Below are 16126 nucleotides of genomic sequence, written 5' to 3'. Positions count from 1 at the left end.
CCGCTGACCCGCCCCGCCCGTCGTGATCATGAAGTTGGCGGCGACCACTCGGACACCTCCAACCGCCAACTTCATGATCACTAGGGAGTCGATCCCGGGCCCGGAGGGGCGGGGCCGGGGTCAGAACCGGTAGTCGGCCGGCAGGCCGGTGCCCCGCAGCTCCGGCGGCAGGTGGGCGACATCGTTGACGGCGATCAGGCCCGGCGGCGCGCCCGTGCGGTAGCGGATCACGGTCAACCCGCAGTTATGCAGGTTCAACCCGAGCCAGCGCCGCTCCGGCGCGTCCAGCGCCTGCCGGACGAACCAGGCGATCAGGAACGTGTGCGTGACGAGCAGCTCGCGCCGGTCCCCGTCGGCCGGCGCGGTGGCGAACCGCCGCCCCGCCTCCGCCGTCAGCCGCGGCCCGTCGGCCCGCTCGGCTGGGGAGAAGCCGGCCAGCAGCTGGGCGTACGCGGGCGGCAGGCCGGCCGGATCGGTGTCGTGCGGCAGGTGGTCGCCGACCTCCTCCGCCGCGTACACCGGGATGCCGGGCCGTGCGGCGGCGACCAGCTCGGCGGTCTCCGCGGCCCGGCGCAGCGGCCCGTGGTGGACGGCGTCCAGCGGCACCTCGCGCAGCCGTTCACCAAGCAGCGTGGCCTGCCGGCGGCCTCGGGCCGACAGCCCGGTCTCCGGCGGGTCGACGTCCGCGGGCGTCCCCGCCGGCCGGTCCTGCTCGCCGTGCCGGGCCAGGAAGAGCAGACGGGTCGCCACGTGGTCACCTCACAGGATCGGCAGGCGCGGCGCCCGCCGCGCCTGCCGATCATGACGGCCGGCCGATCAGCCCGCCTGCCCGCCCCCGTACCGCCGGTCGACTCGCGCCAGCGCCCGCCGGGAATTGCCTGGTGGAATTGGAGCCCCCGGCCGGGATCGAACCGGCGACATCTCGCTTACAAGGCGAGTGCTCTGGCCAGCTGAGCTACAGGGGCGTGTGGCGTCGTGGTCAGCATAGCGACTGACGTCCGGATTTCCCGCTCGCCAGGCGTCCCGAGCACGGGAAACGTCGGCATCCCGACCGCACGCCATCGATCGGCGTGGCGATTGGTGTCCGCCCGTGCCCGACTGCCCGGAATGCGCATGCCGCCGGTCCCATCCGGAGCTTCCCGCCTTGGCAGGGGACGGAAAGCCGTTTACCGTGCAGTGACACGGACGACACCCCGGCCGCCTGGCGGTGACCGGAGCGCCGCCCGGCTGGCCGGCACGGGCACCGTGCCGGTCGCTCCTTCACTCGGATCGTCCGGCACGTTCCTGCCGGTGAAAGGAAGCATTCCCCCATGGCTACGGTCACCTACGCCAAGGCGTCCCGGATCTACCCGGGCACCGAGCGCCCCGCCGTCAACGCCCTCGACCTGGAGATCGGCGACGGCGAGTTCCTCGTCCTGGTCGGCCCGTCCGGTTGCGGCAAGTCCACCAGCCTGCGCATGCTCGCCGGCCTCGAGGACGTCGACCAGGGCTCGATCTACATCGACGACCGGGACGTCACGCACCTGCCGCCGAAGGCGCGCGACATCGCGATGGTCTTCCAGAACTACGCCCTCTACCCGCACATGACGGTGTACGAGAACATGGCGTTCGCGCTCAAGCTGCGCAAGACGTCGAAGTCGGAGATCGACCGGCGGGTCAAGGAGGCGGCCGGGCTGCTCCAGCTGGAGGAGTACCTCAGCCGCAAGCCGAAGGCCCTCTCCGGCGGTCAGCGCCAGCGGGTCGCGATGGGTCGGGCGATCGTCCGCGAGCCGCAGGTCTTCCTGATGGACGAGCCGCTGTCGAACCTCGACGCCAAGCTCCGGGTGCAGACCCGTACCCAGATCGCGTCGTTGCAGGCCAAGCTCGGCGTCACCACGGTCTACGTCACCCACGACCAGGTCGAGGCGATGACCATGGGCCACCGGGTGGCCGTCCTGCTCGACGGCGAACTCCAGCAGGTGGACACGCCGCGCGCCCTCTACGACACCCCGGCCAACGTCTTCGTCGCCGGCTTCATGGGCTCCCCCGCCATGAACATCAAGACCGTGTCGCTCACCGAGCAGGGCGCCGAGTTCGCCGAGATGCACGTGCCGCTGACCCGCGAGCAGGTCGCGGCGGCCCGCGCCGAGGGCGGCGACGGCACGGTCACCGTCGGCTTCCGCCCCGAGGACTGCGACCTGGTCAGCCCCAGCGAGGGCGGCATGCCGGTCGTGGTCGAGCTGGTCGAGGACCTCGGCTCCGACGCCAACGTCTACGGCCACGCCGCACTGGGCGGCAACTCCGAGCGCTTCGTGGTGCGCACCGACCGGCGGCACATGCCGAACATGGGTGACACCGTGTTCGTCAAGCCGCGGGCCGGCCGCAGCCACGTGTTCCACGCCAAGACCGGCAGCCGGATCTGACGTACGACCGGAAAGGGGCGGTCCGCCGATGGCGGGCCGCCCCTTCGCGTGTGTCGTGGGTCAGACCTCCGCGGCCCGGCGGCGGGCCACCTCGGCGAGCGTGACCGCGGCGGCGACGCTGGCGTTGAGCGACTCGACATCGGCGACCATCGGGATGCGCACGGTCAGGTCGCAGGTCTCGCCGACCAGCCGGGACAGCCCCCGACCCTCGGAGCCGACCACCACGACCAGCGGGCCGACGGCGGCCTCCAGGTCGTAGAGGTCGGTCTCGCCGTCGGCGTCCAGGCCGACCACCATGAAGCCGGCGTCCTGGCAGGCCTTCAGCGACCGGGTCAGGTTGGTCACCTGGGCGACCGGCACCCGCGCGGCGGCGCCGGCGCTGGTCCGCCAGGCGGTCGCGGTGATCCCGGCGGCCCGCCGCTCCGGTACGAAGACACCCTGCGCGCCGAAGGCGGCGGCGGACCGGATCACGGCGCCGAGGTTGCGGGGATCGGTCACCCCGTCCAGCGCCACGAGCAGCGGGGCGGTCTGCTCCAGCGCCGCCGCGACCAGGTCCTCGAACGGCTCGTACGCGAACGGCGGCACCTGGAGGCCGACGCCCTGGTGCAGCACGCCCCCGGTCATCCGGTCCAACTCGGCGCGGCTGACCTCCAGGATGGCGATGCCCCGGTCGGCGGCCGTCCGCACGATCTCGTTGACCCGGTCGTCGATGTCGATGCCCTGCGCGGTGTAGAGCGCGGTGGCCGGCACCTGGGCGCGCAGCGACTCCAGCACCGGGTTGCGCCCGACCAGCAGCTCGGGGCTGTCCTTCGCGGGGATGAACTTGCGCCCCGGGGCGACCCGCGGACCGCCCCGGCCGGCGGGTTTACCACCCCGGCCGGCGGCGGCGCGACCGCCGGCCGGCGCACCCCGGCCGCCGCCCCTGCCCCAGGTGGTGTCCTTCGCGCCCGGCTGGCCCACCTTGGGCGCCCGCCCCTGCTCGGCGGCCGCCCGGCGCTCCTTCTCCTGCTTCCAGGCGGTGCGCTGGGGCAGCTTCTCGGTGCCCGAGTACGCCTTGTGCCAGGGGCGCTCGTCGGCGGGCAGGGTCTTGCCCCGCCCGGCGAGGGCGTCCCGGCCCTTGCCGCCGGAGCCCTTGGGCGCGCCCGCCTTCGGCGTCAGTCGCCGGCCACGGCGCTGCGAATTGCCGGCCATCAGTCCTGCTCTCCAATAGTCCAACGGGGGCCCTGGGGGGTGTCCTCGACCGACACGCCGACCTGCTGGAGCTGGTCCCGTACCGCGTCGGCGGCGGCCCAGTCCTTGCGGCCGCGCGCCTGCGCGCGCTGCTCCAGGGCCAGCGCGACCAGCGAATCCACCACGGCACGGAGGTCACCCGCGTGGCCGTCACCGGCCCAGGCGGGGTCGAGCGGGTCAACCCCGAGGATATCCAGCATGGCGCGCACGGAGCCGAGCGCCGTGCGGACGGTCACATCGTCGCCGCCGGTCAGCGCCATGTTGCCGTCGCGGAGCACCTCGTGCAGCACGGCGAGCGCGGCGGAGGTGTTCAGGTCGTCGTCCATCGCCGCGGCGAACGCCCCCGGCAGCTCGCCGAGCTGGCCGGCGCCAACCCGCTCGGCGGCCCGCTGCACGAACCCCTCGATCCGGCGGTACGCGACCGCCGCCTCACGCAGCGCGTCCTCCGAGTAGTCGATCCGGGAGCGGTAGTGCGCGGCGACGTAGTAGTAGCGCAACTCCACCGGGCGCACCCCGAGCGAGTCGACGTACGCCAGGTCGAGGGTGTTCCCCAGCGACTTGCCCATCTTGGCCCCACCGATGCCGAGCAGGCCGTGGTGCACCCAGTAGCGGGCGAACGGCAGCCCGGCCGCCTGCGACTGGGCGATCTCGTTCTCGTGGTGCGGGAAGGTCAGGTCCAGCCCGCCGCCGTGGATGTCGAACTCCGACCCGAGGTAGCGCCAGCACATGGCGGAGCACTCGATGTGCCAGCCCGGTCGGCCCCGCCCCCACGGCGACGGCCAGTACGCGTCGGCCGGCTCGTCGGGCTTGGCGCCCTTCCAGAGCGCGAAGTCACGCGGGTCCCGCTTGCCCCGGTCCGGGGCGTCACCGGCGGACTGCATGTCGTCGGGCGACTGGCCGGACAGCGAACCGTACTTCGGCCAGGAGCAGACGTCGAAGTAGACGTCGCCGGAGCCGTCGGTGGCCGGGTAGGCGTGCCCGTCGGCGATCAGCTTCGCGATCAGCTGGTGGATCTCCGGGATGTGGCCGGTGGCCCGCGGCTCGTACGTCGGCGGCAGCACGTTCAGCGCCCGGTACGACTCGGCCAGGATCAGCTCGTTGGCGTACGCGATCGACCAGAACGGCCGCCCCTGCTCCACCGCCTTGACCAGGATCTTGTCGTCGATGTCGGTCAGGTTGCGGATGAAGGTGACCTGGTAGCCGGCGGCCAGCAGCCAGCGGCGCAGCACGTCGTAGTTGACGCCGGAGCGAAGGTGACCGATGTGCGGCGGCGACTGGAGGGTGAGACCACACAGGTAGATCCCCACCTTGCCGGCTTCCTGCGGAACGAATTCCCGCACGGATCGGGTGGCGGTGTCATACAGGCGTAGCGTCACCGTACAAGGGTAGCCGTCCGGCTCTTTCCGGGTTGGCCGGAGCCTGGCCGTACGCTGCGTGCTGTGGACACGGCGGCGCGATCCGGCGAGCCCGGCGACCTGACGACCCGGCCGGGTGACCCGGCGGGCCCCGACGCGACGCCCGGGCGGCCCGGGGACCGGCCGGCCGGCGCCGGGGAGACCGCGCAGACCCTGGACCGCGGGTTGCGGCTGCTGCACCTGGTCGCCGACGCGCCGGGCGGGCTGACCGTCACCGAGGCGGCGAACCGGCTGGGCATCGGCCGGGCCGCGGTCTACCGGCTGGTCGGCGCCCTCACCGGGCACGGCATGCTGCGCCGCGACGGCGACGGCCGGCTGCGCCTCGGCGCCGGGGTGCTGCACCTGGCCCGCCGGGCCCAGCCGCTGCTCGCCGAGGGGGCGCTGCCCGCGCTGCGCCGGCTCGCCGAGCAGGCCGGCGCGACCGCCCACCTGACCGTCGTCGAGGGCGGCGAGGGGGTGGCGCTGGCCGTGGTGGAGCCGAGCTGGACGTCGTTCCACGTCGCGTACCGCACGGGCGCCCGGCACCCGCTGGAGCGCGGTGCGGCCGGGCGGGCCATCCTCGCCGGCCGGGCGGGCGCCGCCGGCCCGGTGAGCACGGCCGGGGAGCTGCAACCCGGGGCGTACGGGGTGGCGGCGCCGGTGCTCGGGGTGCCCGGTCTGGAGGCGAGCGTCGGGGTGGTGGCCCTGGCGCCGCTGGACACGGACGTGGTCGGCGCTCAGGTCCTCGCCGCCGCCCGCGCCATCGCCGCCGCCCTCTCCTGACCGGCCGGGCGGTCTTCCGGGGCTACTGCTCCGCGGAGCCCACGATCGACTCCAGGTCGGCGACATGGCGGCTTCCAGGTCGGCCCGACACCGCCACGCCAGCCGGCTGGAGTCGATCAAGGGCGGTGGGGAGGTCGGCGAGGGTGCTGATCTCGGCGTCCGGCTGGACGCCGGGCGGGCGCGGCAGGCCGAGCCGGTTGAGCCAGATCGCCCGCAGGCCGGCCCGCTGCGGCCCGACCACGTCGTGGGCCAGCGAGTCCCCGACGTGGACGACCTGCCCGGCGGGCACGCCGGCCGCCTCGACCACCGATGCGTAGAACTGCGGCGCGGGCTTCTTGGGCAGGCCGTTCTCGTGCGCGTACAGCTCGAAGGTGAACTCACCGCCGAGCCCACAACGTTCGGCGCGGCTGTTGCCGTTGGTGGCGAAGCCCAGCGTCCAGCGCAGGCGCAGTGCGGCGAGCGCCGGCAGCACGTCCGGATACGGCCGGGTCAGCGCGTAACGCCGGGCGAAGAAGAGCGCCGCCAGTTCGTCCAGATGGTCGTCGAGCCCGGCCCGGGCCGCCGACCGGGCCAGCGCGGCCCGCCGGATCTCCACCACGGGCGCCGCGCTGAGCTCGCCGAAGACCGCGTCCCAGTCCGACTCCAGGTCCGCGAGCAACACCCCGGCCGCCGCCGGGGTCAGCCGTCGCATCTCGTCGAGTACGGTCGCCAGCCCGCCGGTCACCGCCGGGCGCAGGTCGAGCAGGGTCTCGTCGGCGTCGAACACCACGGTGGTCAGCACGCCGCCCACTCTGCCACCACTCCCATCGCATCCTGCCGCCGCTGCGCCACCGCGGCCACCACACGGCCTTGCGGCCGTCACCGTCCCGGACCGCCCAGCCGGCCCCGGCCACCGGCCCCGCGCCCACTGGCCCCGCTGGTCGGGGCGCTGTCCCGTCGGTCAGCGGTCGGCGGCGAGGGCGGGTTGGGCCGGCTCCCGGTCCGGCTGGGTGGCCGGGACCGATCCGCGCAGCTCGTCGAGGCGGACCAGCGCGACCCCGGCGATGATCAGCGCGCCGCCGAGGAGCTGCACCACGGTCGGCAGCTCGCCCAGCACCAGCCAGGCGATCAGCACCGCGAACATCACCTCGGTCAGCCCGACGAACGACGACAGGCGGGGACCGAGGATCCGCGTCCCGGCGATCCCGGCCAGGTACGCGACCACCGCCGCGACGAGGGAGAGCCCGGCGATCGGCACCAGCCAACTGGTCTGCCGCCCGGCGAAGCCGACCTCGCCGAAGGTGGCGTGCAGCGGCAGCACTCCGACCAGCCCGAGCGCGAGCAGGGCGGCGGCACCGACGGCCATCCCGCCGCTGGCCATCACCACCGAGGGCAGGTTGGCGTCGACCCGGCCGGCGAGGACGAAGTAGCCGGCCAGGCCGATCGCTGCGCCCAGCCCCCAGAGCACGCCCACCGGGTCGAGCCGCCCGGCGCCGGTGAGGTCGAGGACGAAGACCAGCCCGGCCAGCGCCGCCATCGAGCCGGCCACGGTCAGCCGGCGTGGGCGCTGGCCGTGCACCAGCCACGTCCAGCCGACGACCAGGATGATGCCGAGGTACTCCAGCAGCAGGGCGACGCCGACCGGCAGGTAGCGCACCGCGTTGAAGAAGCAGACCTGGGCGAGCGCCACCCCGAGCAGCCCGAAGACGCCGACCGCGGTGAGGTTGCGCCGCAGCACGTGCCACCTGCCGCGCAGGGCGAGCGCGGCCGGCACCGCCACCACCAGGGCGGCGATCCCGACCCGGGCGATCACGGCCGACGGTGCCGACCAGCCGGCCTCGATCAGCGACCGGGCGAAGGTGCCCGAGGTCGCGAACGTGACGGCGGAGAGCAGGGCCAGGCCGAGACCGACACCGGCGGTTCGTTGCTGCATCGGGCGCTCCTCGGCACGGGCAGGCAGTCATGGACAAACTATGATTATGCCGATGACGCTAGGCGGCACCCCGACAGGAGTCAAGTTGCTTTTTGCCCATGACACCGAGTCTTCGCTGACTGCGGCCGCCGCCCTGGTCAACACCGAAGGCCGCGACGGCGAAGGGCTGCCCGACGTCGCCGCCCTGGACACGTTCTACGTCGCGCACGCCTACACGGGGCGCCACGAGCACACCGACGCCGAGCTGGAGTCGGTTCGCGAGCTGCGGCCCCGGCTACGCCGCATCTGGTACGCCGACACCGACGAGATCGTGGCCATCGTCAACGGGCTGCTGCGGGAGAACGACGCGCTACCGCAGCTCATCACGCACGACGACGAGCCGTACCACTTCCACGCCGTGCCCCGGGACGCCCCACTGGCCGTCCGGATGGCGGTCGAGGCGGCGATGGCGATGGCCGACCTGGTGCGCAGCGGCGAGTTGGGCCGGCTGCGGGTCTGCGACCACCCCGACTGCGACAACGTGCTGGTCGACCTGTCGAAGAACCGCTCCCGCCGGTTCTGCGACGCGAACTGCGGCAACCGCGCCGCCGTCACGGCGTACCGGGCCCGGAAGGCGGCCGGCCGGCGGTGATGTCCCAGCGCCGGGCTGGCCGTCACGTCGGCGGCCCGCTACCGCCCGCGAGAGATCCTCGCCGCCCACCTCCTGGCCGCGCCCCCGACAGATGGCAGCCGTGGTGTCCCGGCTGCTCCCTGTCGAGCTGCCCCATCTATGCGAACCCCGGCGAGCAACGGCCGCCGGGCGAAGGCCGCTCGGCGAGCCGGGGCCGCCGAGCGAAGGCTCAGGGGTGGGTCATCCGGAGCAGGTCGAGCGCCTCCTCCAACTGGACCTCGGTGAGCTTGCCGGAGGCGACGTGGCCCCGGGCGATCACCACCTCCCGGATCGAGGTCTGCTTGGCCAGCGCCTCCTTGGCGATCGAGGCGGCCTCGTCGTATCCGAGGTGGCGGTTGAGCGGGGTGACGATCGACGGCGAGCCCTCCGCGTACGCCAGGCAGACCTCGGCGTCCGCGACCAGGCCGACCACGCAGCGGTCGGCGAGCAGGCGGCTCGACGCGGCCACCAACCGGATCGACTCCAGAATGTTGCGGGCCATCACCGGGAGCATGACGTTGAGCTCGAAGTCGCCCTGCGAGCCGGCGAAGCCGACCGTGGCGTCGTTGCCGATCACCTGCGCGCAGACCTGCCGGACCGCCTCGCAGACCACCGGGTTCACCTTGCCCGGCATGATCGACGAGCCGGGCTGGAGGTCCGGGATGCGCAGCTCGCGCAGGCCCGCGCGGGGACCGGAGCCCATCCAGCGGATGTCGTTGGCCATCTTGTAGAGCCCGACCGCGACAGTACGCAGCTGACCGGACGTCTCCACCAGCGCGTCCCGGGCGCCCTGCGCCTCGAAGTGGTTTCGCGCCTCGATCAGCGGCAGCCCGGTCGACGCGCGCAGCTTCTCGATCACCGCCGCCGCGAACCCGAGCGGGGTGTTGATGCCGGTACCCACCGCGGTGCCGCCGAGCGGCAGCTCGGCGAGCCGGGGCAGCGCCCCCTCCAGCCGCTCGATGCCGTAGCGGACCTGCGCGGCGTAGCCGCCGAACTCCTGCCCGAGGGTCACCGGAGTGGCGTCCATCAGGTGGGTGCGCCCGGCCTTGACCACGGTCTCGAACTCCGCCGACTTGCTCTCCAGCGCCCCGGCGAGGTGGGCCAGTGCCGGCAGCAGGTCCCGCGCGACCGCCTCGGTGGCGGCCAGGTGGATCGACGACGGGAAGACGTCGTTGCTGGACTGCGACGCGTTGACGTCGTCGTTCGGATGCACGTTGCGGCCAAGCTCCCGGCTGGCCAGGGTGGCGATCACCTCGTTGGCGTTCATGTTGGACGAGGTGCCCGAGCCCGTCTGGAACACGTCGACCGGGAACTGGTCGTCGTAGCCGCCGTCGGCCACGTGCGCTGCGGCGGCCGCGATCGCGGCGGCGACATTCGGGTCGATCACGCCCAGTTCGCCGTTGACCTCGGCCGCCGCCCCCTTGATCTGGGCCAACGCCCGGATCTGGGCCGGCTCGATGCCCCGCCCGGAGATCGGGAAGTTCTGTACCGCACGCTGGGTCTGCGCCCGCCACAGCGCCTCGGCGGGCACCTCCACCTCGCCCATCGAGTCGCGTTCGATCCGGTAGCCCGTCGCCTCTGGAGTCGTCACGCGTACCATCCTGCCGCGCCGTGCGGCGGTCGTGCAGATGATCGGGCGGAGCCATGCACGCCAAACCCGGCCAACGGCCGCGCCACCTCGTGCCGCTCCGGCGACTCCTCCAGCGCGGTGAGCCGTTGCCCGGTCGCGACCTGCTGGCGGCGGCCGGGCTAACGCCGCCCCACCGTCAACACCGGCTTGGTGACCTCGGCGAAGAAGTCGTTGCCCTTGTCGTCGACGACGATGAAGGCCGGGAAGTCCTCCACCTCGATCTTCCAGACCGCCTCCATGCCCAGCTCGGGGTATTCGAGCACCTCGACGTGCTTGATGCAGTCCTGCGCGAGGCGGGCGGCGGGGCCGCCGATGGAGCCGAGGTAAAAACCGCCGTGCTGCTGGCAGGAGCGGGTCACCTGGGCCGACCGGTTGCCCTTGGCGAGCATCACCTGGGAGCCGCCGGCGGCCTGGAACCTCTCCACGTACGCGTCCATCCGGCCGGCGGTGGTCGGGCCGAACGAGCCGGAGGCGTAACCCTCCGGGGTCTTGGCCGGGCCGGCGTAGTAGACCGCGTGGTCGCGCAGGTACGGCGGCATCGGCTCACCGGCGTCCAGCCGCTCGGCGATCTTGGCGTGGGCGATGTCCCGGGCCACCACCAGCGGGCCGGTCAGCGAGAGCCGGGTCTTCACCGGGTACTTCGACAGCTCCGCGCGAATCTCGTCCATCGGCCGGTTGAGGTCGACGCGGACGACCTCGGCGGCGTCGAGCTGCGCGTCGGTGACGTCGGGCAGGTAGCGCGCCGGGTCGGTTTCGAGTCGCTCCAGCCACACACCCGACGGGGTGATCTTCGCGACCGCCTGCCGGTCCGCCGAGCAGGAGACGGCGATCGCCACCGGGCAGGAGGCGCCGTGCCGGGGCAGCCGGACCACCCGCACGTCGTGGCAGAAGTAGCGCCCGCCGAACTGGGCGCCGATGCCGAAGTTGCGGGTCAGCTCCAACACCTCAGCCTCCAGCTCCAGGTCGCGGAAGCCGTGCGCGGTCATCGAGCCGGCGGTGGGCAGCGCGTCGAGGTACTTGGCGGAGGCGTACTTGGCGGTCTTCAGGGCGTACTCGGCGCTGGTGCCGCCGATGACGATGGCGAGGTGGTAGGGCGGGCAGGCCGAGGTGCCGATCAGCCGCAGCTTCTCCTCCAGGAACTGCATCATCCGGGTCGGATTCAGCAGCGCCTTGGTCTCCTGGTAGAGGTACGACTTGTTGGCGGAGCCGCCGCCCTTGGCCATGAAGAGGAACTTGTACGCGTCGGGGTGGCCGTCCGGGTCCTCCGCGTAGAGCTCCACCTGGGCCGGCAGGTTGCTGCCGGTGTTGCGCTCCTCCCACATGGTCAGCGGGGCGAGCTGCGAGTAGCGCAGGTTGAGCCGGGTGTACGCCTGCCACACGCCCCGGGAGACGGCCTCCGCGTCGCTGCCGTCGGTGAGCACGTGCCGGCCACGCTTGCCCATCACGATCGCGGTACCGGTGTCCTGGCACATCGGCAGCACGCCTCCGGCGGCGATGTTGGCGTTGCGCAGCAGGTCGAGCGCGACGAACCGGTCGTTCGGGGAGGCGAGCGGGTCGTCGATGATCGACCGCAGCTGGGCCAGGTGGGCGGGGCGCAGGAAGTGCGCGATGTCGTGCATCGCCTCGGCGGTCAACGCGGTGAGCGCGGCCGGTTCCACGGTGAGGAACCGACGGCCCCCCGGGCCGTTGACGACGTCGACGCCCTCGTCGGTGACCAGGCGGTACTCCGTCTGGTCCGGACCGGTCGGCAGCAGGGGAGCGTACGAGAACGCGGCGGCACTGCTCATGAGCGGAAAGCCTAGGGCAGAAGCGTCGATCAGTCCCACCCGCCGGGTGCGTCCTGGGACGCCGCTCTCACCCGCCCGACCGGGTGCCCTGGTCAGCCGTCCTTGCCCCGGTCCGGGTCGGGGCAGTGCTCCCGCTTCGGCCCGCAGGTGTCAGCCGGACCGGGGACGCCGCCGGTGCCCCCGGGGGCGGGGACGCCGCCGTCGCCGCGCGGGGCCGCACCGCCGAAGCGCACGTACCCGATCTCCCGCCCCTCACCGATGATCATGCCGTTCGACCCGACCGCGAGGGCGTTCGCGGCGGTCCGCAGGTTCGCCAGCTCCGTGCCGGTACGCGGGTTCACCGCGACCAGCCGGGACGGCTTCTCGTCGGCGACCACGGCCGCGTACGGGGTGAGCGCCGCCCCCGCCTTCGCGCCGGCGGGACGGCGCCACCGCACCTGGCCGGTGCCCAGCTCCCGGCTCACCACCGAGCCCTTGTCGGCCGCCCGGACCAGGGCGTACCGGTCGTCGACGGCGAGCAGCCGCTCCCCCTCGCCGGTGATCAGCAGCAGCCGCCCGTCGTACCCGTCGAGGACCGCCTCGCGCCCGTCCGGGGCGACCCCGATCAGCACGTTCCGCGCGCCCCGCGGATCCTCCCGCTGGACGCAGCCGGCGTTGTCGGCGGTACGCAGGTTGACCCCGGCCCGGTGCCAGGTCTCCTGGCCTGTCGCCGAGTCCCGCCCGGAGATGGCGAAGAAGCAGCTGCCGTCCTGGGACCGGGCGGTGATCCGCAGCAGCCGCCCGCCGACCACCGAGAGCCGCTCGTCCCGGCCCGGCTCGACGTTCTGCAAGACCCGGCCGGTGGCGGTGTCCACCACGTGCACCCGGCCGTCGATGGGGAAGCCGAGCAGCGGCGGGACCGGTTCGGGCCCGGCCACCTCCTCGTCGACCCGCACCGCGTCCAGCCTGCGGGTGTCGAGCAGCCCGGGGTTGTCGCCGAGCAGACCGCCGCGCACGCCCGGCACGAAGGCCGTCCAGAGCGGGGCGGCCCCGCGCGGGTCCCAGGCGCTGAGGGTGCAGTCGGTGGCGTCGGCGCAGCGGGCGTCGATCAGCAGGTTGCGGTACGTCCAGACGGCCACCGCGTCGCCGTCGCGCCGCCGGGTGGCGCCGGTGGTCGGGTCGAGCACCTCGTACCCCTTGACCAGCAGCTTGCCCACGACGACCACCGGGTCCCGGTCGCCGCCGGCCACCGCGGACCAGTCCGCCTTGCGTTCCCACAGCTGCGTCCCGGTGGTCAGGCTGCGCGCCTCGACCCGGGTGCGCTGCTCGACCACGACGGTGTCGCCGGCGATCGTCACGCTCCTCGGCGTCCCGCCGACGCGCTGCTGCCAGACCACGTCCGGCTCGGCGATCGGCTCGCTCCGGTCGACCCAGTCCCACATCGTCGGGAACGGGTTCCACACCCCGGTCGCGGCGAGGACGACGACCACGATCAGGGCGAGCAGCAACCCGCCACGCACGCCGAGGCCCCTCCCCTTCGCCACACCGGACACGGTAGCCACGATCACCAGCCTCCCGTGGCCCCAGGCCCCCGTGTCGCCGTGCTTTCTCGACCGGCGGGTCAGCGGCGGGCGGCGGAGCGGACCAGGGGGAGGGTGCGGTACGGGATCTGCTCGGCCAGCGCGATGACCGTCGAGGCCCGGGTGATGCCCTCGTAGGAGACGATCTGGTCGATCACCCGCTGCAGGTCGGTGTTGGAACGCGCCACGATCCGGCAGAGCAGGTCGCTGGAGCCGGTGATGGTGTGCGCCTCCAGCACCTCCGGGATGGCGGCCAGGTGGTCGGCCACCGGGTCGTGCCCGTGCCGCTGGCTGATCTCCAGGGTGACGAAGCTGGTCACCGCGAAGCCGATCGCCGCCGGGGAGATGTCCGGCCCGAACCCGCCGATGACGCCCCGGCCGACCAGCTTGTCCAGCCGGGCCTGCACGGTGCCGCGGGCCACGCCCAGCCGCCGGGAGCACTCCAGCACCCCGATCCGGGGCTCCTCGGCAAGCAGCTCGAGCAGCCGCGCGTCGAGGTCGTCTAGCTGTACACCCTGACCAGCGTTCATGGGGTAACACTCTACTGAATGCGCAACCTGACCAGCATTCATGCGGACAGTTGCCCAGTGGCTCCGGTCACCGCGATGCTCGCCGGAGGAGCCATCAGCACGGCGGCGGCCCACGAGGCCGGCCGGTACGCGAGGGAGACCACCATGACCCAGGCGATCGACCGACCCGCGACGACCGACGAGGTCGACGTCGACACGCTCGTCGGCGCGGTCGACCACGACATCAGCCGTGACCCGTTCCCGGTCAAGGGTCTCGACCATGTGCACTTCCTGGTCGGCAACGCCAAGCAGGCGGCGCACTACTACTCCACCGCGTTCGGCATGACCTGCGTGGCGTACCGGGGGCCGGAGCAGGGCTACCGGGACCACGCCCAGTACGTGCTGACCAGCGGGTCGGCCCGGTTCGTGCTGACCGGCGCGGTGCGCCCGGACGCCCCGGGCGCCGAGCACGTCACCCGGCACAGCGACGGCGTCTGCGACATCGCCCTGGAGGTGCCCGACGTCGACGCCGCGTACGCGCACGCCACCGCGCAGGGCGCCACCGGCCTGGCCGAGCCGCACGAGGTCAGCGACGAGCACGGCACCGTCCGACTGGCCGCCATCGCCACGTACGGCGACACCCGGCACACGCTGGTCGACCGGTCCCGTTACTCCGGCCCGTTCCTGCCCGGGTTCGCCGCCCGCGGCCCGATCGTGGACCGGCAGCCGATGATCGACGCCGGCCTCCAGCCGAAGCGCTTCTTCCAGGCCGTCGACCACATCGTCGGCAACGTCGAACTCGGCCGGATGGACGAATGGGTCGAGTTCTACAAGCGGGTGATGGGCTTCTCCAACATGGCGGAGTTCATCGGCGACGACATCGCCACCGACTACTCGGCGCTGATGAGCAAGGTGGTCGCCAACGGCACCCGCAAGGTGAAGTTCCCGCTCAACGAGCCGGCGGTCGCCCGCAAGAAGTCGCAGATCGACGAGTACCTGGAGTTCTACCAGGGCCCGGGTGCCCAGCACATCGCGGTGGCCACCAACGACATCCTGGCCAGCGTGGACGCGATGCGCGCCGCCGGCGTCGATTTCCTGGACACCCCGGACTCGTACTACGACGACCCGGAGCTGCGCGCCCGGATCGGCACGGTGCGGGTGCCCATCGAGGAGCTGAAGGCCCGCAAGATCCTGGTCGACCGGGACGAGGACGGCTACCTGCTGCAGATCTTCACCAAGCCGGTGCAGGACCGTCCGACGGTCTTCTTCGAGCTGATCGAGCGGCACGGCTCGCTCGGCTTCGGCAAGGGCAACTTCAAGGCGCTCTTCGAGGCCATCGAGCGGGAGCAGGAGAGGCGCGGCAACCTGTAAGACTGTCGAGCGTGACGCAGCCTCCGAGGTACCCGACGCCGCCGGCGGGTGGGCCCGCGCCCACCGTCGGCGGCTTCGCGCCGCCCACCGACCCCGCCCCCCACGGGTACCCAGTCCCGCCGCAGTACGCTCCGCCAGCGGGCTGGGCCGGCCCGCCCGGATACGCCCCGCCGCCCGGCTGGGCCGGCCCGCCCGGGTACGCGTGGGCACCCGGCCCGGCCCCGGTGCCGCCGGCACTCACCCCGGCCGGTCAACCGCTGGCCAGCTTCGCCGACCGGCTGCTGGCCATGTTGATCGACACCGCGGCCTTCGCCGCGGTCGGCGTGGTGCTCGCCGTCCCGGCGGTGCTCGTCTACCTCGTCGTCGTCATGCCCGACCTCCTCCGGGTTGCCCCCGACGGCACCGTGGCGCAGCCGGACCTGCTGAATGACTTCCTGGTGCCGTTCCTGTGGATGGAGCTGGCGATCGTCGCGATCTCGCTGGTCCTGGCGTACGTCTACTACGTCGAGATGATGTTCCGGACCGGTCAGACCCTCGGCAAGAAGACGATGAGGCTGCGGGTCGTGCCGCTCGACCCGGCCCACACCCTCGACCGGCGGGCCGCGGTCCGGCGGTTCCTGGTGCAGAACGTCGTCGGTCTGGTGCTGCCCGGCTTCAGCTACCTCGACGGGCTCTGGCAGCTGTGGGACAAGCCCTGGCAGCAGTGCCTCCACGACAAGTTCGCCGGAACGGTCGTCGTTAAGGTTGCTCCGTGAGCGAGCGCAGCGAGGCGAGCCGGTGAGCGTGGCACCCGGCTGGTACGTCGACCCCGCCGACCCAGCGACCCGGCGGTACTGGGACGGTGAAGGCTGGATCGGCGCCCCGATCCCGGTCGACGCCACCCCACCCGAGGGGCCGCCG

General features: G+C 73.1%; 15 protein-coding genes and 1 tRNA gene. 6 read left to right on the top strand and 10 right to left on the bottom strand.

All coding sequences use genetic code 11. The features are described 5' to 3' along the window. Positions 1 to 120: 120 nt before the first annotated feature. Both C1I99_RS19420 and C1I99_RS19415 read right to left on the bottom strand, forming a co-directional pair. Positions 121 to 750 (bottom strand): histidine phosphatase family protein, encoded by a 630-nt coding sequence (locus C1I99_RS19420; protein ID WP_111135638.1) that lies wholly within the window; start codon positions 748 to 750, stop codon positions 121 to 123. A gap of 138 nt (positions 751 to 888) precedes the next feature. Next, positions 889 to 965 (bottom strand) — tRNA-Thr (locus C1I99_RS19415). Between the two features lie 345 nt (positions 966 to 1310). Here C1I99_RS19415 and C1I99_RS19410 point away from each other — a divergent pair. After that, positions 1311 to 2402, top strand: a complete 1092-nt coding sequence (locus tag C1I99_RS19410) for an ABC transporter ATP-binding protein (RefSeq protein ID WP_111135637.1) — start codon at positions 1311 to 1313, stop codon at positions 2400 to 2402. Positions 2403 to 2462: 60 nt separating this feature from the next. Here the strand turns inward: C1I99_RS19410 and rlmB are convergent, their stop codons facing one another. Then, positions 2463 to 3593 (bottom strand): 23S rRNA (guanosine(2251)-2'-O)-methyltransferase RlmB, encoded by a 1131-nt coding sequence (rlmB, locus tag C1I99_RS19405; protein WP_111135636.1) that lies wholly within the window; start codon positions 3591 to 3593, stop codon positions 2463 to 2465. Next, positions 3593 to 5008, bottom strand: a complete 1416-nt coding sequence (gene cysS / locus C1I99_RS19400; RefSeq protein WP_111135635.1) for a cysteine--tRNA ligase — start codon at positions 5006 to 5008, stop codon at positions 3593 to 3595. The genes rlmB and cysS overlap by 1 nt, the downstream gene beginning before the upstream one ends. 192 nt (positions 5009 to 5200) lie before the next feature. Between cysS and C1I99_RS19395 the strand changes: the two genes are divergently transcribed. Next, positions 5201 to 5809, top strand: coding sequence for an IclR family transcriptional regulator (locus tag C1I99_RS19395; protein WP_111135643.1), 609 nt, complete (start codon positions 5201 to 5203; stop codon positions 5807 to 5809). 22 nt (positions 5810 to 5831) lie between these two features. On the opposite strand, the gene C1I99_RS19390 is transcribed toward C1I99_RS19395, so the two are convergent. Together C1I99_RS19390 and C1I99_RS19385 are read right to left on the bottom strand one after the other, a co-directional pair. After that, complete coding sequence (locus C1I99_RS19390) at positions 5832 to 6590, bottom strand: HAD family hydrolase (protein ID WP_111135642.1); 759 nt, start codon at positions 6588 to 6590, stop codon at positions 5832 to 5834. Positions 6591 to 6749: 159 nt separating this feature from the next. Further along, a complete protein-coding gene (locus C1I99_RS19385; protein WP_111135634.1) occupies positions 6750 to 7721 on the bottom strand; it encodes an EamA family transporter in 972 nt (323 codons plus the stop codon). A gap of 85 nt (positions 7722 to 7806) precedes the next feature. On the opposite strand from C1I99_RS19385, the gene C1I99_RS19380 reads away from it, so the two are divergent. Further along, positions 7807 to 8352: a CGNR zinc finger domain-containing protein gene (locus tag C1I99_RS19380; protein ID WP_199562268.1), complete on the top strand. Its 546-nt coding sequence runs from the start codon at positions 7807 to 7809 to the stop codon at positions 8350 to 8352. Between the two features lie 208 nt (positions 8353 to 8560). On the opposite strand, the gene C1I99_RS19375 is transcribed toward C1I99_RS19380, so the two are convergent. The 4 genes from C1I99_RS19375 to C1I99_RS19360 all read right to left on the bottom strand — a co-directional run bounded on the left by C1I99_RS19375 (position 8561) and on the right by C1I99_RS19360 (position 13876). After that, positions 8561 to 9970: a class II fumarate hydratase gene (locus C1I99_RS19375; protein WP_199562266.1), complete on the bottom strand. Its 1410-nt coding sequence runs from the start codon at positions 9968 to 9970 to the stop codon at positions 8561 to 8563. 149 nt (positions 9971 to 10119) lie between these two features. Next, positions 10120 to 11787: a fumarate hydratase gene (locus C1I99_RS19370; RefSeq protein WP_111135632.1), complete on the bottom strand. Its 1668-nt coding sequence runs from the start codon at positions 11785 to 11787 to the stop codon at positions 10120 to 10122. A 92-nt stretch (positions 11788 to 11879) separates the two neighbouring features. After that, a complete protein-coding gene (locus C1I99_RS19365; protein WP_233512594.1) occupies positions 11880 to 13310 on the bottom strand; it encodes a PQQ-binding-like beta-propeller repeat protein in 1431 nt (476 codons plus the stop codon). Positions 13311 to 13387: 77 nt separating this feature from the next. Continuing rightward, the gene (locus C1I99_RS19360; protein ID WP_111135631.1) at positions 13388 to 13876 is read right to left on the bottom strand and encodes an Lrp/AsnC family transcriptional regulator; all 489 of its coding nucleotides are present in this window, start codon (positions 13874 to 13876) and stop codon (positions 13388 to 13390) included. Between the two features lie 144 nt (positions 13877 to 14020). On the opposite strand from C1I99_RS19360, the gene hppD reads away from it, so the two are divergent. The 3 genes from hppD to C1I99_RS19345 form a co-directional block, all read left to right on the top strand. Next, positions 14021 to 15226 (top strand): 4-hydroxyphenylpyruvate dioxygenase, encoded by a 1206-nt coding sequence (gene hppD, locus C1I99_RS19355; protein WP_111135639.1) that lies wholly within the window; start codon positions 14021 to 14023, stop codon positions 15224 to 15226. An 11-nt stretch (positions 15227 to 15237) separates the two neighbouring features. Further along, positions 15238 to 15981: an RDD family protein gene (locus tag C1I99_RS19350; protein ID WP_111135630.1), complete on the top strand. Its 744-nt coding sequence runs from the start codon at positions 15238 to 15240 to the stop codon at positions 15979 to 15981. A 22-nt stretch (positions 15982 to 16003) separates the two neighbouring features. Continuing rightward, positions 16004 to 16126, top strand: a 123-nt coding sequence (locus C1I99_RS19345; RefSeq protein WP_146603992.1) for a DUF2510 domain-containing protein, incomplete at its 3' end; no start/stop codon positions are given.

The sequence above is a fragment of the Micromonospora deserti genome, from assembly GCF_003236335.1.
In the GTDB taxonomy this organism is placed as follows: Bacteria; Actinomycetota; Actinomycetes; order Mycobacteriales; family Micromonosporaceae; genus Micromonospora; species Micromonospora deserti.
This window is presented reverse-complemented; position numbering and strand designations above follow the sequence as displayed.

Excerpts from the sequence above, each read along its gene's own strand:
- C1I99_RS19410 (WP_111135637.1), top strand. The coding sequence starts at position 1,311 with ATGGCTACGGTCACCTACGCCAAGGCGTCCCGGATCTACCCGGGCACC.
- C1I99_RS19360 (WP_111135631.1), bottom strand. The coding sequence starts at position 13,876 with ATGAACGCTGGTCAGGGTGTACAGCTAGACGACCTCGACGCGCGGCTG.
- C1I99_RS19375 (WP_199562266.1), bottom strand. The coding sequence starts at position 9,970 with ATGGTACGCGTGACGACTCCAGAGGCGACGGGCTACCGGATCGAACGC.
- hppD (WP_111135639.1), top strand. The coding sequence starts at position 14,021 with ATGACCCAGGCGATCGACCGACCCGCGACGACCGACGAGGTCGACGTC.
- C1I99_RS19370 (WP_111135632.1), bottom strand. The coding sequence starts at position 11,787 with ATGAGCAGTGCCGCCGCGTTCTCGTACGCTCCCCTGCTGCCGACCGGT.
- C1I99_RS19385 (WP_111135634.1), bottom strand. The coding sequence starts at position 7,721 with ATGCAGCAACGAACCGCCGGTGTCGGTCTCGGCCTGGCCCTGCTCTCC.
- rlmB (WP_111135636.1), bottom strand. The coding sequence starts at position 3,593 with ATGGCCGGCAATTCGCAGCGCCGTGGCCGGCGACTGACGCCGAAGGCG.